Source organism: Streptomyces sp. NBC_01622, assembly GCF_045209635.1.
GTDB lineage: Bacteria > Actinomycetota > Actinomycetes > Streptomycetales > Streptomycetaceae > Streptomyces.
This window is the reverse complement of the sequence record NZ_CP109293.1, coordinates 8081688-8104661: the sequence shown is the minus strand read 5'-3', so window position 1 is coordinate 8104661 and position 22974 is coordinate 8081688. Positions and strand designations below refer to the sequence as shown.

The window sequence follows — 22974 nt, the reverse complement described above, 5'->3', positions numbered from 1 at the left end:
GGCTCCGCCGCGCGGGCGCGACCAGCCCCCACCGGCGATCAGCCAGAACTCAACCACTCACGCCCCGTAGAACAACAGATCCACCACACCCCGAGCCCGCCGAGTGGTCCGCCGATAGTCATCGAGCATGTCCCCCACATGCCCCGGCCCGTACCCCAAGTACCGCCCCACAGCAGCCAGTTCACGAGGATCAGAAGGAAACGTGTCCCCCGCCCGCCCCCGCACCAACATCACCGCGTTACGAACCCGGGTCGCCAACACCCAAGCCTCGTCCAGCGTCGAAGCATCCTCGGCGGAGATGAGTTCGGCGGCGCAGGCTGCCGCGAGAGCCTCCCGGGTACGCGTGGTACGCAACCCCGGCTCGACCCACCCGTGCCGCAACTGCATGAGCTGCACGGTCCATTCGACGTCGGAGAGCCCCCCACGCCCCAGCTTGGTGTGCAGCGTCGAGTCCGCTCCACGAGGCAGCCGCTCGGACTCCATCCGGGCCTTCAGCCGCCGGATCTCCCGTACGGCATCGTCGCCGAGCCCCTCGGCCGGATACCGCAGCGGATCGATCAGCTCGATGAACCGGCGGCCCAACTCCTCGTCCCCGGCCACGGGTTCGGCCCGCAACAGCGCCTGCGACTCCCAAACCAGGGACCACCGGCGGTAGTACGCCTCGTAGGAGTTCAACGACCGTACGAGCGGCCCCGACTTGCCCTCGGGACGCAGGTCCGCGTCGATCAGCAGGGGCGGGTCCGAGCTGGCGACCTGGAGCAGTCGGCGCATCTCGGAGACGACCTTGTTGGCCGCCTCGGAGGCCTCGCGTTCCGGGACGCCCTCGCGGGGTTCGTGCACGAACAGGACGTCCGCGTCGGAGCCGTAGCCCAGTTCGTGGCCGCCGAAGCGGCCCATGCCGATGACGGCGAAGCGGGTGGGGAGGGTGTCGCCCCAGCCCGCGCGGACGACCGCGCGCAGGGTGCCGGCGAGGGTGGCCGCGGTGAGGTCGGAGACGGCGGCGCCGACCCGGTCGACGAGGGCGCCCTGGTCGGCCTCGGCGGGCTGGGTCTCGGTGCCGTAGGAGCCGACGATGTCGAAGGCGGCCGTACGGAAGAGTTCGCGGCGGCGAACGCCGCGGGCGAAGGTGACCGCCTGGGCGGCGTCGTCGGCGCGGCCGACCGCGGCCAGTAGCTCCTGGTCCAGGTGGGCGCGGTCGCGGGGTTCGAGGCCGCTGCCGCCGTCGCCGTCGCCGAGGAGGGCGACCGCTTCGGGGGCGCGCATGAGGAGGTCGGGGGCGAGGCGGCCGGCCGACAGGACGCGGGCGAGGTTCTCGGCGGCGGCGCCCTCGTCCCTCAACAGCCGTAGGTACCAAGGGGTTTTGCCGAGCGCGTCGGACACCTTGCGGAAGTTGAGGAGGCCCGCGTCCGGGTCGGCGGAGTCCGCGAACCAGCCCAACAGGACGGGCAGCAGGGTGCGTTGGATGGCGGCCTTGCGGGTGACGCCGGAGGCGAGGGCCTCGATGTGGCGCAGGGCCGCCGCCGGGTCGACGTAGCCGAGGGCCACCAGGCGTTCGCGGGCCGCCTGAGGGCTCAACCTGGTCTCGCCGGAGGCGAGTTGGGCCACCGCGTCGAGCAGCGGGCGGTAGAAGAGCTTCTCGTGCAGGCGTCGTACGACCGTCGCGTGCCGCTTCCACTCGCGGTTCAGCTCGGCCACCGGGTCGGTGCGCAGGCCCATCGAGCGGCCCAGGCGGCGCAGGTCGGCCTCCTCTACGGGGACCAGGTGGGTGCGGCGCAACCGGTAGAGCTGGATGCGGTGTTCCATGGTGCGCAGGAAGCGGTAGGCGTCGTCGAGCCGGGCGGCGTCCTCGCGGCCGACGTAGCCGCCGGCGGCGAGGGCCTGGAGCGCGACGAGCGTGCTGCCGCTGCGCAGCGAGATGTCGGCGCGACCGTGCACCAACTGCAGGAGCTGGACGGCGAATTCGACGTCCCGCAGGCCGCCGGGCGCGAGTTTCAGTTCGCGGTCGATCTCGGCGGCGGGGATGTTCTCGACGACCCGGCGGCGCATCTTCTGCACGTCGGTGACGAAGTTCTCGCGCTCGGCGGCCTGCCACACGAGGGGTTCGAGGGCGGCGACGTACTCCGCGCCGAGCGCGAGGTCGCCGGCCACCGGGCGGGCCTTCAACAGGGCCTGGAACTCCCAGGTCTTGGCCCAGCGCTGGTAGTAGGCGAGGTGGCTGGCGAGGGTGCGGACCAGGGGGCCGTTGCGGCCCTCGGGGCGGAGATTGGCGTCGACGGGCCAGATGGAGCCCTCGACGGTGGTCTCGGAGCAGATCCGCATCATGTGCGCGGCGAGCTTGGTGGCGGCGCGGAGCGCCTTGCCCTCGTCGGCGCCGTCGACCGCCTCGCCGACGAAGATGACGTCGACGTCGGAGACATAGTTCAGCTCGTGCCCGCCGCACTTGCCCATCGCCATCACCGCGAGCCTGCACAGCGCGGCGTCGTCGGGTGCGGCGGCGCGCGCGATGGCGAGGGCGGAGCGCAGGGTGGCGGTGGCGAGGTCGGCGAGTTCGGCGGCGGTCTGCGCGAGGTCGGTGGTCCCGCACACGTCGCGGGCGGCGATGGACAGCAGGCAGCGGCGGTAGGCGACGCGGAGGGCGACGGGGTCGGTGGCTTCTGCCAGCCCGCGTTCGAACTCCTCCACCCCGGGGTGGAGGTCACGGGGCTCGTACATCACGAGGGCGTGCCAGTCGCGCGGGTGCCGGGCGAGATGGTCGCCGAGGGCGGCGGAGGCGCCGAGCACGCCGAGCAGCCGGTCCCGTAGGGGTTTCGCCGCGATCAGCGTGTCCGTCAGCTCGCGCCGTGCGGTGGGCTCGGGCTGCGCCTCCAGGAGCCGTACGAGACCCTGAAGGGCGAGGTCGGGGTCGGCGGTGGCGCCGAGGGCCTCCAGCAGGACCGGGTCGTTCCTTATCGGCGCCAGCTCCGCGCTCTCCAGAAGCCGCTCGGCAGCCGAGGGATCGGTGAAGCCGTGCCGCAGCAGCCGCGTGAAGGTACTGCTTCTGCGTCCCAGCGCCGTCATCCTCGGCCTCCCTCGGATCAAGGTCGTTCGGATCAAGGTCGTTCGGATCAAGGTTGTTCGGATCTACGTCGTTCCGATCTAGGTCGTAACGCCCCGAGCCTAACCGCAGGTGCGGGCGGTGGCCCCGGGGCGTGCGGCGATGAGTTCCGGAGGGGTACGGGGTCTGTCCTGCAGGAGCACGCACAGCCGACGCCGGGAGAAGCCGATGACGTACGACTCAGGGACTAGGGGTATCCGATGACCGACAGCGCACCGCAGACCCGTCTCGCCCCCCGCTACAGCGACCCGGCGGCCACCGCGACCGACTGGGCCACGGCCGAGGCGCGGCTCGAGGCGGCCGAGCAGTTCTGGATCTCGACGGTGCGGCCGGACGGGCGGCCGCATGTGACGCCCTTGCCGGCGGTGTGGTCGGACGGGGCGCTGCACTTCTGCACCGGGCCCGAGGAGCGCAAGGCGCGCAATCTCGCCGACAACCCGCACGTCGTGCTGACGACCGGCACGAGCACCTGGGACAAGGGGTACGACCTGGTCGTCGAGGGCGCGGCGGTACGGGTCGCGGACGAGGACCGGCTGCGGGAGCTGGCCGCCGCGTGGGAGGCGAAGTACGGCAGTTTCTGGCACTTCGAGGTGCGGGACGGGGCCTTCCAGCACGGTGGCGGATCCGCGTTCGTCTTCGCTGTGGCGCCGCGCACGGTTTTCGGCTTCGGTAAGGGGGAGCCGTTCAGCCAGACGCGGTGGCGGTTCGAGTGACGCGCCTGACAAAGGAGTCAAGCCATGGACATGACCCTCGAAGTGATCCTGTTGCCGGTCTCGGACGTGGACCGTGCCAAGGCGTTCTACCAGGACAAGGTCGGTTTCCACGTGGATCTCGACGGCGAGGTGATGGAGGGCGTGCGGATCGTGCAGCTCACGCCGCCGGGGTCCGGGTGTTCGATCGCGCTGGTCGACGGCCTGCAGGTGCCGACCGGGACGCCGCAGCCGGGGACGTACCACGGCATGCAGCTGTGCGTGCAGGACGCGAAGGCGGCCTACGACGAGCTGACCGCGCGCGGGCTCGACGTCAGCGAGCCGGTGCAGTTCGCGCCGCAGGACGGGGCGACGTTCATGTACTTCAAGGACCCGGACGGGAACGGGTGGGCGATCCAGGAGTACCGGAAGCGGGCCACCGAGCCGCTGCATCAGGTGCTGGCCCAACTGGCCGGACCGCGGCAGTAGTTCATCACTTCTTCATCCATCGGGTTGGGCGAGGTGGGATGCGGGCATTTTGGCGTGTGCATGCTCTGTCCGCACCGTCACCCCCGTCCTCCCCCCCACCCGGAGGTTGAAGTGTCCGGCAGTTCTGACATTTCTGGCAGTTCCAGCAGTTCCGTCGGTTCCGTGTACCGCCGCGGTCGCGCCGTCGTGGCGTCCGCGCTCGCCTTCTCGGCAGCCGCCGTCGGGGTCTGGACCGGTTTCGGCACCGCCTCGACCGCGCACGCCGCGACCGGGGTGCCGACCCCGGACCACGTCGTCGTCGTGGTGATGGAGAACCATGCCTACAGCCAGGTCATCGGCTCCTCCAGTGCCCCCTACATCAACTCGCTCGCGTCCGGCGGCGCCGCCCTCACCCAGTCGTACGGGATCACCCACCCGAGCCAGCCGAACTACTTCGCCCTGTTCTCCGGCTCCACCCAGGGCATCACCAGCGACAGCTGCTACACGGCGGGCTTCTCCTCGGCCGCGAACCTCGCCTCCGAGGTGACGGCGGCGGGCGGCACCTGGGCCAGCTACAACGAGACGCTGCCGAGCCAGGGTTCGACGACATGCAGCAGCGGCAACTACGCGCGTAAGCACAACCCGTGGTTCGGTTTCTCCAACGTCGCGACGTCGACGGCGAAGACCTTCGCGCAGTTCCCCACGGACTACACGACACTCCCCGACATCTCCTTCGTCACGCCCAACCTGTGCAGCGACATGCACGACTGCTCGGTGGCGACCGGTGACACCTGGCTGAAGAACAACCTCGGCGCGTACGCGACTTGGGCCAAGACGCACAACAGCCTGCTCGTCGTCACCTTCGACGAGGACAACCTGCTCAGCGGCAACCGCATCCCGACGGTGTTCTACGGCCAGCCGGTGACCGCGGGCGCCACGTCCTCGACCACGTACAACCACTACAACCTGCTGCGGACCCTGGAGGACTCCCAGGGCCTGACCACCCACGCGGGCAACGCGGCCTCGGCCGCGGACATCACCGGCATCTGGGCGTCCTGAGATGTACGTGGCGGACAGCCGCGCCAACGCTGCCCCGGGTGCCCGGGGTACTACGGGTACTGCGGCGCGGGTGTCCGCGGGCGTCGCCCCCACGGTCCTGGCGCTCGGCGCGGTCAGCCTGATCACCGACGTGTCGTCCGAGATGGTGACCGCGGTGCTGCCGCTGTACCTGGTGACAGGCCTCGGCCTCTCCCCGCTGGGTTTCGGTCTCCTGGACGGCGTCTACAACGGCTTCTCGGCACTCGTCCGCCTGGCCGGCGGCCACCTCGCCGACCGGGGCGGCGGTCGCCACAAGTGGGTGGCGGGCGTGGGCTACGCCGTCTCGGCGGCCTGCAAGCCTCTCCTCCTCCTGGCCCACACCCTCACCCCCATCGGCCTGATCCTGGCCGCCGACCGCACGGGCAAGGGCCTGCGCACGGCACCGCGCGACGCGCTGATCTCCCTGTCCTCCACCCCGGAAAACCGGGGTCGCGCCTTCGGCGTACACCGCGCGATGGACACGGCGGGCGCGCTGCTCGGCCCGTTGGTGGCGTTCCTGATCCTGCGGGCGACGGTCGACGGGTACGACGCGGTGTTCACGGTGAGTTTCTGCGTGGCCGTGGTCGGGGTGCTGGTGCTGGTGCTGTTCGTTCCGGGTGGCCGGGCATCGGCGCCGGCGCTGGTCGTTCCGGGTGGCCGGGCATCGGCGCCGCTGCCTTCGAGCCGCCCCGCCCTGGGCGCCGCCTTCGCCCTCCTCGCCCGCCGCGACCTGCGCCGCATCACCGTCTGCGCACTGCTCCTGGGCCTGGCGACGGTCAGCGACTCCTTCGTGTACCTGCTCCTGCAACGCCGCCTCGGCGTCCCCGACCGCTGGTTCGCCCTGCTCCCCCTGGGCACGGCGGCGGCTTTCCTACTGCTCGCCGTACCACTGGGCCGCCTGGCGGACCGCGTCGGCCGCTGGCGGATATTCCTGGCCGGCCACGGAGCCCTCCTCACGGCGTACGCCTTGTTGCTGACCTCCTGGCACGGCACGGCCCTCCCCTACGCCGTCCTCCTCCTGCACGGCGGTTTCTACGCGGCGACCGACGGCGTACTGATGGCGGCGGCCTCGGACAGCGTGCCGGAAGAGCTGCGCTCGTCGGGCCTGGCGCTGGTGCAGACGGGCCAGGCGGCGGCGCGGTTCGTGTGCTCGCTGGGCTTCGGCGCGGCGTGGACGCTGTGGGGCGACCGTACGGCGCTCATGGCGTCGGCGGCGGCACTGGCGGTCTGCGCGGTGTTCGCACTGACGCTCCGCCCCGGCCGATCAGTACTGGAGCCTGCCTCATGACTCTGCGCAACCGCGTCCTGATCCTCGCCACGGCGATCGTCCTGCTCGCAGGGGTCGCCGTCGCCTCGGTACTCCACGCGTCGGCGCGTGCCGGGCAGCGGGACCAGGTCCAGCCCGACGGCCCACAGGTCACCGCGGGCCGGGTCACCCTCACGTCTCCCGGCACCATGGTGTTCCGCAACATGGCCTGGGGCCCCCACCGAGACGAACTGACCACGGTCCCGGCCTCCAACCCCTCCGGCCCACGCACCGCCTCCGGCCTCAAGTGCCTCCGCTTCTACGCCAGTTCGGGCACCGGAGTCTGCCTCCAGGCGGTCCACGGCACGGTCACGGACACCTACCGCGCCCTGATCCTCGACGCCCACCTCAAGGAGAAGGCCCACTACGACGTCCCCGGCATCCCCTCCCGGGCCCGGGTCTCCCCCACCGGTCACTTCGCGGCCTGGACGGCATTCGTCGGCGGCGACTCGTACGCGGGTACGAACTTCTCGACCCGAGCGGCGATCGTCGACACGAGGTCGGGCCGGCTGATCCCGTCCCTGGAGTCGTTCCGCATCCTCAAGAACGGCCACGCCTACCACGCGGCCGACGTCAACTTCTGGGGCGTGACCTTCGCGGCGGACGACCACACGTTCTACGCGACGCTGGCGACAAAGGGCGGCACGTACCTGGTCAGGGGCGACCTGCGCACACGGACGGTCACCACGATCCACACGAACGTCGAATGCCCGTCCCTCTCCCCCGACGGCACGAGGATCGCCTTCAAGAAACGGGTGAAGGGCCTTCCGAAGGACGCCCCGTGGCATCTGTACGTCCTGGACCTCCAAACGATGCGAGAGACGCCGTTGGCCGAGCCGCGGAGCGTGGACGACCAGGCGGTGTGGCGGGGCGAGGGGACGATCGTCTACGCACTGCCCGGGGACTACGGGGCGGACCTGTACGCGGTACCGGCGGCCGGCAGGGGAAAGCCGCGGCGCATCAGCACCGCGGCCGTGTCTCCCGCGTTCGTGAAGTGAAGTAGAGCGGCCGGGCTACAACACCGGCAGGTTCTTCCGCAGCTCGAACGCCGTGACCTCGCTCCGGTACTCCTCCCACTCCTGCCGCTTGTTGCGCAGGAAGAAGTCGAAGACGTGTTCGCCGAGGGCCTCGGCGACGAGGTCGCTGCGCTCCATCAGGGTCAGGGCCTCACCCAGGTTCTGGGGCAGCGGCTCGATGCCCATCGCGCGGCGTTCCGCGTCGGAGAGGGCCCAGACGTCGTCCTCGGCGCCCGGGGGGAGTTCGTAGCCCTCTTCGATGCCCTTGAGGCCGGCGGCGAGGAGGAGGGCGTAGGCCAGGTACGGGTTCGCGCCGGAGTCGAGGGAGCGGACCTCGACCCGCGCCGAACCCGTCTTGCCGGGCTTGTACATGGGGACGCGGACCAGGGCGCTGCGGTTGTTGTGGCCCCAGCAGATGTACGAGGGGGCCTCGCCGCCGGCGCCGGCCGTGCGCTCGGAGCCGCCCCAGATGCGCTTGTAGGAGTTGACCCACTGGTTGGTGACGGCGGAGATCTCCGCCGCGTGCTTCAGCAGGCCCGCGATGAACGAGCGGCCGACCTTCGAGAGCTGGTACTCCGAGCCGGACTCATAAAAAGCGTTCCGGTCGCCTTCGAACAACGACAAGTGCGTGTGCATCCCGGACCCCGGGTGTTCCGAGAACGGCTTCGGCATGAACGTCGCCTGCACGCCCTGCTCCAGCGCCACCTGCTTCATGACCAGGCGGAAGGTCATGATGTTGTCCGCCGTGGAGAGCGCGTCGGCGTAGCGGAGGTCGATTTCCTGCTGGCCGGGGGCGCCCTCGTGGTGGGAGAACTCGACCGAGATGCCCATCGACTCCAGCATGGTGATCGCCTGGCGGCGGAAGTCCATGCCGACGTTCTGCGGGGTGTGGTCGAAGTAGCCGGAGTTGTCGGCGGGGGTGGGGCGGGAGCCGTCGAGGGGGCGGTCCTTCAGGAGGAAGAACTCGATCTCCGGGTGGGTGTAGAAGGTGAAGCCCAGGTCGGAGGTCTTGGCGAGGGCGCGCTTGAGCACGTAGCGCGGGTCCGCGAAGGACGGGGAGCCGTCCGGCATGAGGATGTCGCAGAACATGCGGGCCGTGCCGGGGGCCTCGGCCCGCCACGGCAGGACCTGGAAGGTGGAGGGGTCCGGCTTGGCGATCATGTCGGACTCGTACACGCGGGCGAAGCCCTCGATCGCGGAGCCGTCGAAGCCGATGCCCTCGTCGAAGGCCTGTTCCAGCTCGGCGGGGGCCACGGCGACGGACTTGAGGAAGCCCAGCACGTCCGTGAACCACAGCCGTACGAACCGGATGTCGCGCTCCTCCAACGTCCGGAGCACGAACTCCTGCTGCTTGTCCATCTTCCGCTTCCCCATCCTTGCTGGTCAGGCCGCCTGTCCTCGTACCGCAGGAGGCGGTCGGGCACCTGAGCATCCCACCACAACACCATTTCGTGCGCGTTGCCGACCTTGATCGACCGGCCGTCCTCGGGCTGAACGGCTCGCGAACGGCAGGTGTCCTGCGCTGATGCCCATCTGCTGACCATCTTGCCTGCTCGGACTGACATTCGTAATGCCTGGCCCGGGGCACTTCGCACTCTTCCGCGGTCTTTGCTGTGGGCGCCCTGCGAGAACCCTTTCCTCCCCCACTACGATCAGCGGGTCCCGACCTTCCCGTCCCTTCCCCCAAAAGGACACACATCTCATGGGTTCCGCGAAGAACACCGGCAACGCGGCGCGCAAGGCCCGCATCGAGGAGATGCGGCGCGCCGAGCAGGTCCGCGAGCGACGCGCCAAGCTCGTGAAGATCGTGGCGAGCACGGTGGTCGCCGCAGGTCTCGTCATCGGCGGGGTCGCCGTCGTGCACGCGCAGTCCGGCAAGAAGGACAGTTCCGCGAGTGACTCCAAGAGCGGCGGTTCGGGGCACTTCGTGGCCGGCGCGGACGGCGTGGACACGTGGAAGGGGACGCTGGGCCGCACCCACGTCACCGGCACGGTGAACTACCCGATGCACCCGCCGGTCGGCGGCAACCACAACCCGGTCTGGCTGAACTGCAACGGCGACGTCTACGCCAAGGCCGTCAAGGACGAGAACGCGGTGCACGCGCTGGAGCACGGCGCGGTCTGGGTGACGTACAACAAGAAGGCCTCGGCCGCCGACGTCAAGGCGCTCGCGGCGAAGGTGAAGTCGACGCCGTACTCGCTGATGAGCCCGTACGACAGCCAGAAGGACCCGATCACGCTGTCGGCGTGGGGGCACCAGCGCACCGTGAAGAGCGCGAGCGACCCGGCCGTGAACAAGTTCTTCGAGAAGTTCGTGCAGGGCAGCCAGACGCCCGAGCCGGGTGCCGCGTGCACGGGCGGGCTGTCGCAGTGAGGCAGGTGGGACTGATCGCGGGGGCCGCGGCGGTGGCGCTGGTCGCGGCCGGCGCGATCACGTACGCGGTCGCCGAGGACGGCGGCGGATCGGCCAACTCCCCCACTCCTACGGCGGATTCGGCGGACGCCGGGTTCGCGCGGGACATGGCGGTCCACCACCAGCAGGCCGTCGAGATGTCGTACATCGTGCGGGACCGGACGAAAAACGTGGAAGTGCGGCGCCTCGCATACGACATCGCGCAGACGCAGGCCAACCAACGGGGCATGCTGCTGGGCTGGTTGGACCTGTGGAACCTGCCGAAGGTGTCGGCCGATCCGCCGATGACCTGGATGGGCATGGGTGACATGGCATCCGGTAAGGACGGCGCGCTGATGCCGGGGATGGCGACCAACACCGAGCTGAAGAAGCTGAATTCGCTGAGCGGCAAGTCCGCCGAGGTGTTCTTCCTGCAGCTCATGACGGACCATCACAAGGGCGGGATCCACATGGCCGAGGGGTGTGTGGAGAAGTGCCGGGTGGGGGTGGAGAAACGGCTGGCGCAGGGGATGGTCGACGCGCAGCAGTCGGAGATCCAGTTGATGGCCGGCATGCTCAAGGAGCGTGGCGCAAAAGCGCGTTCGTAAAGCACCCTCGGTCGTTCGTTACACGCCCGTAAGGAAAAAACCATCCAATTCGCCCTGCCTGACGGTTCCTTGGGTTTCTCTTGACTTTCGCGTTCCCCTGGCATGAACGGTTCATCGAAAGAGTGGCCCCACGTGTGATCCATCCGCGGACCTTCCCGCCGCAGGTTCCGTACGGATCGACGACGACCAACCACTCCATGCGTGGAACCGCATAGCAGGGGGTTTTATGAGATCCAATCGCGCCACCATGCGCGCCGGCGTGAGCATGGCAGCGACACTGCCCATGCTCGCCGGCGCTCTGGCGCTCGGTATACCCGCGGCGCACGCCGTGGACACCCCGGGCCGGGACGCTCTCGCGGGCACCAAGCCCGCGTGGGCGACGGCCAAGGCGGACAAGGGAGCGACCGCCGACAGCTCCAAGCTCTCCGCCCGGGTCTACCTCGCCGGCCGGAACGCCTCCGGCCTCGCGGCGTACGCCAAGGCCGTCTCCGACCCGGAGTCGGCTCAGTACGGCAAGTACCTGAGCGCGGCTCAGGTGCAGCAGCGCTTCGGCGCCACGACGGCCCAGGTGAGCGCCGTCAAGTCCTGGCTGAAGTCCGCCGGGCTGAAGATCACCGGCACCACGCAGCACTACGTCACCGTCTCCGGTGACGTGGCGGCGGTCGAGAAGGCGTTCAGCACCTCGCTGCACAACTACTCGAAGGGGTCGAAGACCTACCGCGCCCCGTCGAAGACGGCCTCCGCGCCGGACAGCCTGGGCGGTGCCGTCCTGACCGTCACCGGTCTCGACAACGCCCCGCACAAGGCGAACCACGACGACACGCTGCCGGGTCCGACCGCGGTGTTCAAGAACTCGGGGCCGTTCTCCTCGTACTACGGCTCCAACACCGCGACCACCCTGCCTTCGGCGTACGGCCAGAAGATCCCGTACGCGATCGAGGGCTACACCGGCAAGCAGCTGCGGGCCGCCTACGGCGCCGGCAAGTACACGGGCAAGGGCGTGCGCGTCGCCATCACCGACGCCTACGCCTCGCCGACCATCGCGTTCGACGCGGCCACCTACGCGAAGAAGCACGGCGACGCCACCTGGAAGACCAGTCAGCTGAAGCAGGTCCTGCCCAGCGACTACACGCACACCGGCGCCGACGAGTGCGACGCCTCGGGCTGGTACGGCGAGGAGACCCTCGACGTCGAGGCCGTGCACGCGGTGGCTCCGGACGCGAACGTCACGTACGTGGGCGCCGCCTCCTGCATGGACGACGACCTGCTCGACTCGCTGAGCAAGATCGTCGACAACCACCTGGCCGACATCGTCTCCAACTCGTGGGGCGACATCGAGGCCAACCAGACCCCGGACCTCGCGGCCGCCTACGACCAGGTGTTCCAGCTGGGCGCGGTCGAGGGCATCGGCTTCTACTTCTCCTCCGGTGACAACGGCGACGAGGTCGCCAACACCAAGGTGAAGCAGGTCGACACCCCGGCCAACTCGGCGTGGGTGACGGCGGTCGGCGGTACCTCCCTCGCCGTCGGCAAGGGCGACAAGTACCTGTGGGAGACCGGCTGGGGGACCGAGAAGGCCGCGCTGTCGACCGACGGCAAGAGCTGGACCGCCTTCCCGGGCGCCTTCACCTCGGGCGCGGGCGGCGGCACCAGCAAGACCGTGGCCGAGCCCTTCTACCAGAAGGGTGTCGTCCCGGACGCGCTCGCCAAGGCCAACAGCGCCACCGGCAACCGCGTGGTCCCGGACATCTCGGCGATCGCCGACCCGAACACCGGTTTCAAGGTCGGCCAGACGCAGACCCAGTCGGACGGCTCGGAGTCGTACAGCGAGTACCGGATCGGCGGCACTTCGCTCGCCTCCCCGGTGATCGCGGCGGTCCAGGCCCTGGCCCAGGAGGCGCGCGGCGGCAAGGCGATCGGTTTCGCCAACCCGTCGATCTACGCCAAGTACGGCACGAAGGTCTACCACGACGTGACCGACAACCCGACGGGCTCCGGCCTGGCGGTGGCGCGCGTGGACTTCGCCAACGGCTACGACGCCACCGGCGGCCTGCTGACCTCGGTCCGCAGCCTCGGCAAGGACAGCTCGCTGTCCGCGGTCAAGGGCTACGACGACGTGACCGGCGTGGGTACGCCCGCGAACGGCTACGTCGAGTCGTTCAGCCGCTCGCAGGGTCACCACTGACCCGGTAGGCGGTAAGCGAGTCACCTGTTGATGGGGTGGCGTGGGGTATACGACACCCCGCGCCACCCCATCGCGTCTCACTGACGATTACAGTGGACCCGTGCCTCCACTGAACTTCTGGTCGATCTATCAGCACGGCTTCGCCCGCGTCGCCGCCTGCACGGGCCACACCGTGATCGCGGACCCGCACGCCAACGCCGAAGCCGTCCTGCGCCACGCCCGCCGCTGCGACGAGGAGGGCGTCGCCGTCGCCGTCTTCGCGGAGCTGGGCCTGTGCGGCTACTCCATCGAGGACCTGCTGCTCCAGGACGCGCTCCTCGACCAGGTCGAGGAGGCGCTACGGGACGTGGTGACGGGGTCCGCGGACCTGCTGCCGGTGCTGGTCGTCGGCGCCCCGCTGCGGCACCGCAACCGGATCTACAACTGCGCGGTGCTCGTGCACCGCGGCCGGATCCTGGGTGTCGTACCGAAGTCGTACCCGCCGAACTACCGCGAGTTCTACGAGCGCCGCCAGATCGCCGACGGCGCGGACGAGCGCGGCGGGACGATCCGCGTCGGCGGGGAGGAAGTCCCCTTCGGCGTGGACCTGTTGTTCGCGGCCCAGGACGTCCCCTCCCTCGTGCTGCACACGGAGATCTGCGAGGACATGTGGGTGCCGGTGCCGCCCAGCGCCGAGGCCGCCCTGGCGGGCGCCACGGTCCTCGTCAACCTCTCCGGCAGCCCCATCACGGTCGGCCGCGCCGAGGACCGCAAGCTGCTGTGCCGCTCGGCGTCCGCGCGCTGTCTCGCCGCGTACGTCTACGCGGCGGCCGGCCTCGGCGAGTCGACGACGGACCTGTCGTGGGACGGCCAGGCCATGATCTACGAGAACGGTGTACTGCTGGCCGAGACCGACCGCTTCCCGCTCGGCGACGAGTACGCGGTGGCCGACATCGACCTCGACCTGCTGCGGCAGGAGCGGCAGCGGATGGGCACGTTCGACGACAACCGCCGTACGCACCGCGCGCGGACGGCCGACTTCCGGACGATCGCCTTCGAACTCGCCCCGCCGCTCACCGACTTGGGTCTCCGTCGGCGCCTGGAGCGCTTCCCGTTCGTGCCGGCCGACGCGGACCGGCTCGCGCAGGACTGCTACGAGGCGTACAACATCCAGGTCGAGGGCCTTCAGCAGCGGCTCGCGGCGATCGGCGGCCCGAAGGTCGTCATCGGGGTGTCGGGCGGCCTGGACTCCACGCACGCGCTGATCGTCGCCGCGCGCGCGATGGACCGCGCGGGCCGTCCGCGCAGCGACATCCTGGCCTGGACGCTGCCCGGCTTCGCGACGAGCGACCACACGAAGGACAACGCGCACGCGCTGATGCGGGCGATCGGCGTCACGGCCGCCGAGCTGGACATCACGCCGACCGCGCGCCTGATGCTGAAGGAGATGGGCCACCCCTTCGCCTCCGGCGAGCCGGTGTACGACATCACCTTCGAGAACGTGCAGGCAGGCCTGCGCACGGACTACCTGTTCCGCCTCGCCAACCAGCGCAACGGCATCGTGCTGGGCACCGGTGACCTGTCCGAGCTGGCGCTGGGCTGGTCGACGTACGGCGTCGGCGACCAGATGAGCCACTACAACGTCAACTCCGGCGTACCGAAGACCCTGATCCAGCACCTGATCCGCTGGGTGGTGAGCAGCGACCAGTTCGACGAGGAGACCGGCAAGATCCTCACCGCGATCCTCGACACGGAGATCAGCCCCGAGTTGGTCCCCGGCGAGGAGATGCAGTCGACGGAGTCGAAGATCGGCCCGTACGCACTGCACGACTTCACCCTGTTCCACGTCCTGCGCTACGGCTTCCGCCCGTCGAAGATCGCCTTCCTGGCGTGGCACGCGTGGCACGAGGCGGGGGCGGGGGCCTGGCCGCCGGGCTTCCCGGAGGCGAAGCGGGTGGCGTACGACCTGCCGGAGATCCGGCGGTGGTTGGAGGTCTTCTGCCGCCGCTTCTTCGGCTTCGCGCAGTTCAAGCGGTCGGCGATGCCGAACGGGCCGAAGGTTTCGGCGGGGGGTTCGCTGTCGCCTCGCGGGGACTGGCGGGCGCCTTCGGACGGGTCGGCTACGGCCTGGCTGCGGGACCTGGCGCGGTTCGACTAGTGCGGGCCACGGGGGTGCGCGGCCCTGGGGGCTCCCCCCAGACCCCCGTTTCCCACACCGACCGTAACGGGTAGTCGGGTGGGCAAAGGTCAGGACTGGAGTGCTGTCGCCTGTTCAGGTACGTGCGTCGCGACCAGCCGCTCGCGGCCACTCCCCGACACACCCCGGCGCCGGTCCACGCTCCACGCCGTGGCAGCAACTCCCAGCCCCAGTACGGCCAACAGCGCGCCGGCCACCGCAGGTGACGTAGCGCCGAAGCCTGCGGCAAGGGCGAGGCCGCCGATCCAAGCGCCGCCCGCATTCGCCAAGTTGAAAGCCGCCTGGTTCGCGGAAGAAGCCAACGAGGGGCCCGCAGAAGCCTTTTCCATCACCATCAGCTGGAGCGGGGAGCCCGTCACGAACGCCGCTACGCCCAGGAGGACGACCGACAGGGCCGCCGTCCACTCCGTGGTCATCAGGAGCGGAAACAGGGCCAGGACCGCACCCAGGGACACCAACCCGCCGAACAGCGTGCCCCGTAGGGAGTGGTCCGCGAGGCGGCCGCCCAGCAGGTTGCCTGCCGTCGCGCCCACGCCGAACAGGGCCAGCAGCAGCGTCACGCTGCCGTCGGCGAAGCCTGCCGCGTCCGTGAGCATCGGGGTGATGTAGCTGTACGCGGAGAAGAGCGCCCCGAAACCGGCCACTGTGGTGCCGAGGGCCAGCCATACCGGGAGCGACCTCAACGCCGCCATCTCGCGGCGCAGGCCCACCGCCGGGGCGTGTGCGTGGTCGTGCGGGATCAGCAGGGCCAGCGACGCTATCGCCGCTACGCCGATCACGCTGACGGCGAGGAACGTGGCCCGCCAGCCCAGGTGTTGGCCCATCAGCGTGGCCGCGGGTACGCCCACGATGTTGGCGACCGTGAGGCCCAGGAACATCAACGAGACGGAGCGCGCCTTGCGTTCGGGCGCGACCATCGTCGTAGCGACCACCGCTCCTACGCCGAAGAAGGCACCGTGCGGCAGGCCGCTCAGGAAGCGGGCGACGAGCAAGTAGTCGTAGTTCGCTGCGAAGGCCGACAGGGCGTTGCCCGCCACGAACAGGACCATCAGGCCGATCAGGACCGTGCGGCGGGACAGACGGGCGGTGACCGCCGCGAGGAGCGGGGCACCGATGACGACCCCCAGCGCGTACGCCGAGACCAGGTGTCCCGCCGTGGGGATCGAGACGTGGAGGTCGTCCGCGACCTCGGGCAGCAGGCCCATGATCACGAATTCGGTGGTGCCGATACCAAAAGCGCCGACGGCCAGAGCGAGCAGGGCCAGGGGCATGGAGGTGCCTGTGCCTTTCAAGGGAGAGCGGAGTTCCGTACAGCTTAAGTTCATTTACGGAACAAAGACTCCCAGGCCCGCTATTCCACGAGGTTAAGAGCTCGTGTCCAGGTTCACACGGGCCGCGATCGGGAGATGGTCGCTGCCGGTCCTGGGGAGTGTCCACGAGGTGACCGGGTCCACGCCCTGGACCATGATCTGGTCGATCCGCGCCATCGGGAACGAGGCCGGCCAGCTGAACCCGAAGCCGTCGCCCGCCGCGCCCTGGGTGGAGCGCATCTGGGAGGTGACCGCGTTCAGCGAGCGGTCGTTCATCGTGCCGTTGAGGTCGCCGAGGAGGATCTTCCGCTTGAGCGGCTCGGCGGCGATGGCCTCGCCGAGCGCGTCCGCGCTCGTGTCGCGCTGCCGTGCGGTGAAGCCGGCTTCGAGCTTCACCCGCACCGAGGGGAGGTGGGCGACGTAGACCGCGATCTGTCCCTCGGGGGTGGTGACGGTGGCGCGCATCGCGCGGGTCCAGCCGAGCTTTATGTCCACGGCCTTGACGCCGGTCATCGGGTCCTTGCTCCACAGGCCGACCGTGCCCTCGACCGCGTGGTACTTGTACGTCGACGCGAGCGCCTTCTCGTACGTCGGGACCGCCGAGGCCGTCAGCTCCTCCAGGGCGACGATGTCCGCGCCGGACGCCGCCACGTCACGGGCCGTGCCGGCCGGGTCGGGGTTGTCGGCGTTGACGTTGTGCGTGGCCACGGTCAGGTCGCCGCCGGTGCCGGTCTTGTCGCTGAGCAGCAGCCCGCCGAAGAGGTTCAGCCAGACGACCGCCGGGAGTACGACGGCGATCAGCGCGGTCGCCGACTTGCGGACCAGGCCGAGGATCAGCAGCAGCGGGATCGTGATCCCGAACCAGGGCAGGAAGGTCTCCGTGAGGCTGCCCAGGTTTCCGATCCGGTTCGGGATGCGCGAGTGCAGCAGCATGACCAGGGCGAGGACGATCGCCAGCGCGGCGAGGACCAGACCCCGGAGCCAGATCCTCCGGTCGCCCCGCCAGCCGTCGAACAGTCTGTTCCGCAGGCGCCGAAATCGGTTTCCGCGCGACTGGTCCCCCGAGCCGCCGCCGTCCGTCTCCGCCACATACGCCTGCTGTGCCATACCGTCGCCTCACTACCTGCCGTGCACACCATCGTCCCCGCGCCTACGACCCTAGGGGATGATCGGTTCCGATCCGCCGTCCCATGACGGCCGTACGGGGACGAGGACGAACAAGTCCGCACCGTGAGTTCCGGATACCGGCCCGTCGGGCGTGCTTGTGACGAGACGCGCACATACGGGCTCAGGCCGGATCGGCCTGGGAATCGGCCGGGCGCAGGGCCACCAGCACGGTGTCCACGAGGAGTTCGGACAGGCCCTCGGGGAGGTCGGCGTCGGCGCGCATGACGGTGCGCAGGAGCATCGGGCCGACCAGCATGTCGTTCATCAGCTCGGGGTCGAGGTCGGTGCGGAGTTCGCCGTTCTCCTGGGCCCGGCGCAGCCGCTCGACCTGCATGCGGCGGCGGGGTTCCACGACCGTCGCGTGGTAGGCCGCCCACACCTTCGGGGCGCTCTTCATCTGCGCGTACACGTTGTGCAGCAGGGCCGAGGAACGGGTCATCAGGCCGCGCTGGCGCAGTTGTTCCGCCATCGCGACGAGGTCGTCGCGCAGGGAGACGCCGGGCAGTTCGGGGTCCTGCGGCTCGGCCGCGCGGACGACGTCGACGAAGAGTTCCTCCTTGCCCGGCCAGCGGCGGTAGATGGTGGCCTTGCCGACTCCGGCGGTGCGGGCGATGCGCTCGATGGAGAGTTCGGCCAGTGGCACGCCTTCCTCCAGGAGCTTCATCACACCCTCCGTGATGGCGCGTTCGACGGCCTCACTGCGCGGGCGTCCCCTGGTGGGGGCACCCGGCTGAGTCCCGTTGTCGGCAAGGCTCACTTCACTCCGTCCCTTCGCTGTCACCCGTCCGCGTCTGTGGCGATTGTCGTCGCTATTCGCCCACGACGACCAACTCCTGCTCCTCCTTGCCCTCCTGGCGGACCGACGGCTTCCCGGGCAGGAAGAGGAAGGCGACCACCGCGCCGACCACCGCGACGCCCGCGCCGCACAGCGCGGTGACGTGCATGGCGTGCAGGAAGGCGTCGTTGGCCGGGCCGACCAGGGCCCTGCCCTGCGGGCCGAGCTTCGCGGCGACGCCGAGGGTGGCCTCGATGGACTCGCCGGCCGTGTCGCGGAGGGCGGCCGGCACCGAGCCGAGCTTGCCCTCGATGCCGTTGCGGTAGGCGGTGGAGAGCACCGAGCCGAGTACGGCGATGCCGAGCGCGCCGCCGACCTGGCGGAAGGTGTTGCTCAGCGCGGACGCGGAGCCCGCCTTCTCGCGCGGCAGGGCCTGCATGATGACGACGCTGGTCGGGGTCATGACGTGTGCCATGCCCGCGCCCATGAGGAAGAAGACGACCTCCAGGATCCAGATCGGCGTGTCCGACTTGAGGGTCGCGAAGGCGGCGAGCATCCCGGCGAGCAGCAGCAGGCCGACGCCGGTCGTGATCCGGTTGCCGAAGCGGTCGACGACCAGCCGGGCGCGCGGCGCGAAGATCATCTGCGCGGCGGCCAGCGGCAGCATCAGCAGACCGGTCTGCAGCGGCGAGTAGCCGCGCACGCTCTGGGTGTAGAAGACCGAGAAGAAGGTCACGCCCATCAGCGCGAAGAAGACCAGCGCGATGGCAGCGATCGCGGCCGAGAACGCCTTGTTCTTGAAGTACGTGACGTCGATCGACGGGTGGTCGCTGCGCTTCTCGAACCAGACGAACCCGGCGAGGACCACGACACCGGCGAGGATCGTCGACAGCACCTTGGGCGCCGTGAAGTCGGCCAGTTCGCCGCCCTCGATGATGCCGTAGACCAGGAGGACGAGGCCTACGACGGACAGGACGACGCCGATCGGGTCGAGGCGGCCGGGCCTCGGGTCGCGGGAGTCGGGGACCAGCCAGATCATCAGGGCGAGCGCGACGATCACGATGGGCACGTTGATCAGGAAGACCGAGCCCCACCAGAAGTGGTCGAGGAGCACACCGCCGGTGATCGGGCCGATGGCGATGGCGAGGCCGACGCCGCCGGCCCAGATGCCGATGGCCTTGGGCTGCTCGTCGCGCTCGAAGACGTTCATGAGGACGGCGAGGGTGGCGGGCATCACGAACGCGGCGCCGAGGGCCATCAGGGCGCGGAAGGCGATGAGCTGGTCGGGCGAGCCGGACTCGGCGGCCAGCGCGGAGCCGATGCCGAACACGAGGAGGCCACCGAGCAGGGTCTTCTTGCGGCCGAGCCGGTCGCCGAGGAGGCCGGCGGTGAACAGCAGGCCGGCGAAGACGAGGGTGTAGGCGTTGATCGCCCACTCCAGCTCGCTCTGTGTCGCGCCCAGGCCGGTCGGGGCCGGGGTGGAGATGGTCTTGATGGCGACGTTGAGGATCGAGTTGTCGAGCACCACGATCAGCAGGCTCAGCATCAGCACGCCGAGGATGGCCCAGCGGCGACGGTGCACCGCTTCGGGTATCCGGGTGCCCGGGACGGGTGGAGTGGTCATGCGGTCCAGACTAAGGAGTCCCGGACGAATTACGATACGGGACCGTCCCGTATCGTAAATATTTTACTCAGCCCTTACACAAGTCGACGTGACGGGGGTCCCTCTGGCCCTCAGTGGCACGAGGTGCCACCATGGAGGGGATCCGGGGACACCGTGAGGGTGCCTCGAGATGACTGAAGGAGCCGTTGCAATGACGCAGCTTTCGGCTGCCCAGACTGTGCGGAACAGTTCCTCCGACGGCAGCAAGGCGCTGTACGGAGGCAAGGGCACACGTCGTATCACCGTTCGCGACATCGCTCTCGCCAAGGAACGCGGCGAGAAGTGGCCCATGCTCACCGCCTACGACGCGATGACCGCGTCCGTCTTCGACGAGGCCGGGATCCCGGTCATGCTCGTCGGCGACTCGGCGGGCAACTGCCACCTCGGGTACGAGTCGACCGTGCCCGTCACGCTGGACGAGATGACCATGCTGTCCGCCGCTGTCGTGCGCGGCACGCAGCGGGCGTTGATCGTGGGCGATCTGCCTTTCGGGTCCTACCAGGAGGGTCCGGTGCAGGCGCTGCGCTCGGCGACCCGGCTGGTGAAGGAGGCCGGGGTCGGCGCGGTGAAGCTGGAGGGCGGCGAGCGGTCGCACGAGCAGATCCGGCTGCTGGTCGAGTCCGGGATCCCGGTCATGGCGCACATCGGTCTCACTCCGCAGTCCGTGAACGCGATGGGGTATCGCGTGCAGGGGCGCGGCGAGGAGGCCGCCCAGCAGTTGCTGCGGGACGCCAAGTCCGTGCAGGACGCGGGGGCGTTCGCGGTCGTACTGGAGCTGGTGCCGGCGGAGCTGGCGGCCGAGGTGACTCGGGTGCTGCACATTCCTACCGTCGGGATCGGGGCGGGGGCGGAGACCGACGCCCAAGTCCTGGTGTGGACCGACATGTTGGGGCTGACGGGCGGTCGGATGCCCAAGTTCGTGAAGCAGTACGCCGATCTGCGTGCGGTCATGGGCAACGCGGCGAAGGCGTTTGCGGAGGACGTGGTCGGCGGAACGTTCCCTCTTGAGGAGCACTCGGTTCACTGACCGGATCAGAGCCACTGCGGCACCAGGCAGCCCCGCCGATCTTCCCCCGTCGGCGGGGCTGCGGTGTCTTTGTCGGCGAGGTGTGGGTACCGACAGGTCCCTGTCGGTGAGATGTAGGTGTTCTGTCGGCAGGCCCTGGCACCGTCATCGGCATGACGCGAATCGACAACACTCCCAGCGGCACGGCAGTGACCGTGCGGGGGCTGGTCAAGCACTACGGCGAGACCAAGGCGCTGGACGGCGTCGACCTGGACGTCCGGGAGGGCACCGTGATGGGTGTGCTCGGGCCGAACGGTGCCGGCAAGACCACCCTCGTACGCATCCTGTCCACGCTGCTCGCCCCGACCGCCGGCGAGGCCGCCGTCGCCGGCTACGACGTCCTGCGCCAGCCCCGCCAGCTGCGCCGGGTGATAGGCCTCACCGGCCAGTACGCCTCCGTCGACGAGAAGCTCCCCGGCTGGGAGAACCTCTACATGATCGGGCGGCTGCTGGACCTGTCCCGCAAGGACGCCCGCGCCCGCGCCGACGAACTGCTGGAGCGGTTCTCGCTGACGGATGCCGCCAAGCGGCCCGCGAGCACGTACTCCGGCGGTATGCGGCGGCGGCTCGACCTGGCCGCCTCGATGATCGGGCACCCGCAGGTGCTGTTCCTCGACGAACCGACCACCGGTCTCGACCCGCGCACCCGCATGGAGGTGTGGGACGAGGTGAAGTCCATGGTCGGCGGGGGCGTGACCGTGCTGCTCACCACCCAGTACATGGAGGAGGCCGAGGCGCTCGCCTCCGAGCTGACCGTGGTGGACCACGGCAAGGTCATCGCGAACGGCGGGATCGACGAGCTGAAGGCGAAGGTCGGCGGACGGGCGTTGCGCATCCGGCCCGCCGATCCGCTGCAACTGCGGCCGCTGGCCCACGCGTTGGACGAGCTGGGCATCACCGGACTCGCCACCGTCACCGTCGACGTGGAGAGCGGCACGGTCCTGGTGCCGATCCTCAGCGACGAGCAACTGACCGCCGTGGTCGGCGCGGTGAGCGCCCGCGGCCTCACCATCGCCTCCATCACCACCGAACTGCCCAGCCTGGACGAGGTGTTCCTCTCCCTCACCGGCCACCGCGCCAGCGCCCCGCAGGACTCCGTGCCCACCCCCGACCGCGAGGAGGTCGCCGTATGAGCGCCGTCGCCGTGAATCCCGGCGCCGTCGCGTCGGACCCCCGTATCCCGCTGCGCAACCACCTGCGCCACACCGGCGCCCTGATCCGGCGCAATCTGCTGTGGATCCGGCAGGACCCGGAGTCGATGTTCGACGCCATCCTGTTCCCGGTCATCTTCACGCTGCTGTTCGTGTACGTCTTCGGCGGCTCGATCGGGCAGTCGCTGGGCGGCGGGCAGGAGGCGTACGTGCAGTACGTCGTGCCCGGCCTGCTCGCCATGATGGGGATGAACATGGCCCAGGGGGTGGGCACCGGCTTCAACACCGACTTCCACACCGGGGTCATGGACCGGTTCCGGTCGCTGCCCATCGGTCGGGCCTCGGTGCTGATCGCCAAGATCTCGGTCGAGATGATGCGGATGCTGGTCGCTTCCGCCGTGCTGATGGTCGTCGGTGTCCTCGTCGGCTTCCACATCCACCACTGGCTCGGCATGTTCGCCGCGATCGGGCTGTCCGCGGTGTTCGGCTCGGCCCTGATGTGGGTGTTCCTCACCCTCGGCGTGACCATGAAGAGCGCGCAGTCCGTGCAGGCCATGGGCTTCCTGGTGCTGATGCCGCTGCAGTTCGGCTCGTCGATCTTCGCGCCGACCGGTTCGATGCCGGGCTGGCTGCAGAACTTCACCGACTACAACCCGCTCTCCGCCCTGGCGGACGCGGCCCGCGGGCTGATGGTGGGCGGCCCGGTCGCCCACGGCACCTTGCTGACCCTCGCCTGGTCGGTGGGGCTCACCGCGGTGATGGCCCCGATCTCGATCTACAAGTTCCGCACCAAGACCTGACCGGGCCATGCGTCCCGTCCCAGCGGGTTCG

At 69.8% G+C, this 22974-nt stretch carries 17 protein-coding genes and 1 pseudogene; 12 read left to right on the top strand and 6 right to left on the bottom strand.

Translation table 11 applies throughout. The annotated features are described in order from the left end of the window. Positions 1–57: 57 nt before the first annotated feature. A complete protein-coding gene (locus tag OH768_RS37490; RefSeq protein WP_406460489.1) occupies positions 58–3057 on the bottom strand; it encodes a bifunctional [glutamine synthetase] adenylyltransferase/[glutamine synthetase]-adenylyl-L-tyrosine phosphorylase in 3000 nt (999 codons plus the stop codon). Positions 3058–3294: 237 nt separating this feature from the next. Between OH768_RS37490 and OH768_RS37485 the strand changes: the two genes are divergently transcribed. The 5 genes from OH768_RS37485 to OH768_RS37465 all read left to right on the top strand — a co-directional run bounded on the left by OH768_RS37485 (position 3295) and on the right by OH768_RS37465 (position 7632). Further along, positions 3295–3807, top strand: coding sequence for a pyridoxamine 5'-phosphate oxidase family protein (locus OH768_RS37485; RefSeq protein ID WP_406460487.1), 513 nt, complete (start codon positions 3295–3297; stop codon positions 3805–3807). Between the two features lie 24 nt (positions 3808–3831). Next, on the top strand, positions 3832–4272 hold the full coding sequence (locus OH768_RS37480) for a VOC family protein (RefSeq protein ID WP_406460486.1): 441 nt from the start codon (positions 3832–3834) through the stop codon (positions 4270–4272). Positions 4273–4434: 162 nt separating this feature from the next. Next, positions 4435–5310, top strand: coding sequence for an alkaline phosphatase family protein (locus OH768_RS37475; protein WP_406460484.1), 876 nt, complete (start codon positions 4435–4437; stop codon positions 5308–5310). A 1-nt stretch (position 5311) separates the two neighbouring features. Next, positions 5312–6616 carry an MFS transporter gene (locus tag OH768_RS37470; protein WP_406460483.1) on the top strand — a complete coding sequence of 435 codons (1305 nt, stop codon included), beginning with the start codon at positions 5312–5314 and terminating at the stop codon, positions 6614–6616. Continuing rightward, complete coding sequence (locus tag OH768_RS37465; RefSeq protein ID WP_406460482.1) at positions 6613–7632, top strand: TolB family protein; 1020 nt, start codon at positions 6613–6615, stop codon at positions 7630–7632. The genes OH768_RS37470 and OH768_RS37465 overlap by 4 nt, the downstream gene beginning before the upstream one ends. 15 nt (positions 7633–7647) lie before the next feature. On the opposite strand, the gene glnA is transcribed toward OH768_RS37465, so the two are convergent. Beyond that, positions 7648–9009 (bottom strand): type I glutamate--ammonia ligase, encoded by a 1362-nt coding sequence (gene glnA / locus OH768_RS37460; protein WP_093631824.1) that lies wholly within the window; start codon positions 9007–9009, stop codon positions 7648–7650. Between the two features lie 343 nt (positions 9010–9352). Between glnA and OH768_RS37455 the strand changes: the two genes are divergently transcribed. From OH768_RS37455 to OH768_RS37440, 4 genes are all read left to right on the top strand, one after another. Further along, a complete protein-coding gene (locus OH768_RS37455) occupies positions 9353–10024 on the top strand; it encodes a DUF3105 domain-containing protein (RefSeq protein ID WP_406460480.1) in 672 nt (223 codons plus the stop codon). Next, positions 10021–10650, top strand: coding sequence for a DUF305 domain-containing protein (locus tag OH768_RS37450; RefSeq protein WP_406460479.1), 630 nt, complete (start codon positions 10021–10023; stop codon positions 10648–10650). The genes OH768_RS37455 and OH768_RS37450 overlap by 4 nt, the downstream gene beginning before the upstream one ends. A gap of 226 nt (positions 10651–10876) precedes the next feature. Further along, positions 10877–12835, top strand: a complete 1959-nt coding sequence (locus tag OH768_RS37445; protein WP_406460477.1) for a protease pro-enzyme activation domain-containing protein — start codon at positions 10877–10879, stop codon at positions 12833–12835. A 100-nt stretch (positions 12836–12935) separates the two neighbouring features. Continuing rightward, positions 12936–14972, top strand: coding sequence for an NAD(+) synthase (locus OH768_RS37440; RefSeq protein WP_406460475.1), 2037 nt, complete (start codon positions 12936–12938; stop codon positions 14970–14972). An 89-nt stretch (positions 14973–15061) separates the two neighbouring features. Here the strand turns inward: OH768_RS37440 and OH768_RS37435 are convergent, their stop codons facing one another. The 4 genes and pseudogenes from OH768_RS37435 to OH768_RS37420 all read right to left on the bottom strand — a co-directional run bounded on the left by OH768_RS37435 (position 15062) and on the right by OH768_RS37420 (position 19887). Further along, on the bottom strand, positions 15062–16282 hold the full coding sequence (locus OH768_RS37435) for an MFS transporter (protein ID WP_406460474.1): 1221 nt from the start codon (positions 16280–16282) through the stop codon (positions 15062–15064). Positions 16283–16375: 93 nt separating this feature from the next. Continuing rightward, positions 16376–17360, bottom strand: a pseudogene (locus tag OH768_RS37430) (endonuclease/exonuclease/phosphatase family protein). A gap of 249 nt (positions 17361–17609) precedes the next feature. Beyond that, on the bottom strand, positions 17610–18245 hold the full coding sequence (locus tag OH768_RS37425; RefSeq protein ID WP_406460472.1) for a TetR/AcrR family transcriptional regulator: 636 nt from the start codon (positions 18243–18245) through the stop codon (positions 17610–17612). Positions 18246–18297: 52 nt separating this feature from the next. Then, positions 18298–19887 (bottom strand): MFS transporter, encoded by a 1590-nt coding sequence (locus tag OH768_RS37420; RefSeq protein ID WP_406460470.1) that lies wholly within the window; start codon positions 19885–19887, stop codon positions 18298–18300. A 190-nt stretch (positions 19888–20077) separates the two neighbouring features. Between OH768_RS37420 and panB the strand changes: the two genes are divergently transcribed. The 3 genes from panB to OH768_RS37405 all read left to right on the top strand — a co-directional run bounded on the left by panB (position 20078) and on the right by OH768_RS37405 (position 22943). Then, positions 20078–20953: a 3-methyl-2-oxobutanoate hydroxymethyltransferase gene (gene panB / locus OH768_RS37415; RefSeq protein WP_406460468.1), complete on the top strand. Its 876-nt coding sequence runs from the start codon at positions 20078–20080 to the stop codon at positions 20951–20953. Positions 20954–21105: 152 nt separating this feature from the next. Next, a complete protein-coding gene (locus tag OH768_RS37410) occupies positions 21106–22125 on the top strand; it encodes an ATP-binding cassette domain-containing protein (RefSeq protein WP_406460466.1) in 1020 nt (339 codons plus the stop codon). Next, a complete protein-coding gene (locus OH768_RS37405) occupies positions 22122–22943 on the top strand; it encodes an ABC transporter permease (protein WP_359613906.1) in 822 nt (273 codons plus the stop codon). The genes OH768_RS37410 and OH768_RS37405 overlap by 4 nt, the downstream gene beginning before the upstream one ends. Positions 22944–22974 lie beyond the last annotated feature (31 nt).

Excerpts from the sequence above, each read along its gene's own strand:
- OH768_RS37445 (WP_406460477.1), top strand. The coding sequence starts at position 10,877 with ATGAGATCCAATCGCGCCACCATGCGCGCCGGCGTGAGCATGGCAGCG.
- OH768_RS37435 (WP_406460474.1), bottom strand. The coding sequence starts at position 16,282 with ATGCCCCTGGCCCTGCTCGCTCTGGCCGTCGGCGCTTTTGGTATCGGC.
- OH768_RS37405 (WP_359613906.1), top strand. The coding sequence starts at position 22,122 with ATGAGCGCCGTCGCCGTGAATCCCGGCGCCGTCGCGTCGGACCCCCGT.
- OH768_RS37410 (WP_406460466.1), top strand. The coding sequence starts at position 21,106 with ATGACGCGAATCGACAACACTCCCAGCGGCACGGCAGTGACCGTGCGG.
- OH768_RS37470 (WP_406460483.1), top strand. The coding sequence starts at position 5,312 with ATGTACGTGGCGGACAGCCGCGCCAACGCTGCCCCGGGTGCCCGGGGT.
- OH768_RS37465 (WP_406460482.1), top strand. The coding sequence starts at position 6,613 with ATGACTCTGCGCAACCGCGTCCTGATCCTCGCCACGGCGATCGTCCTG.
- OH768_RS37480 (WP_406460486.1), top strand. The coding sequence starts at position 3,832 with ATGGACATGACCCTCGAAGTGATCCTGTTGCCGGTCTCGGACGTGGAC.
- OH768_RS37490 (WP_406460489.1), bottom strand. The coding sequence starts at position 3,057 with ATGACGGCGCTGGGACGCAGAAGCAGTACCTTCACGCGGCTGCTGCGG.
- panB (WP_406460468.1), top strand. The coding sequence starts at position 20,078 with ATGACGCAGCTTTCGGCTGCCCAGACTGTGCGGAACAGTTCCTCCGAC.
- OH768_RS37455 (WP_406460480.1), top strand. The coding sequence starts at position 9,353 with ATGGGTTCCGCGAAGAACACCGGCAACGCGGCGCGCAAGGCCCGCATC.
- glnA (WP_093631824.1), bottom strand. The coding sequence starts at position 9,009 with ATGGACAAGCAGCAGGAGTTCGTGCTCCGGACGTTGGAGGAGCGCGAC.
- OH768_RS37420 (WP_406460470.1), bottom strand. The coding sequence starts at position 19,887 with ATGACCACTCCACCCGTCCCGGGCACCCGGATACCCGAAGCGGTGCAC.
- OH768_RS37485 (WP_406460487.1), top strand. The coding sequence starts at position 3,295 with ATGACCGACAGCGCACCGCAGACCCGTCTCGCCCCCCGCTACAGCGAC.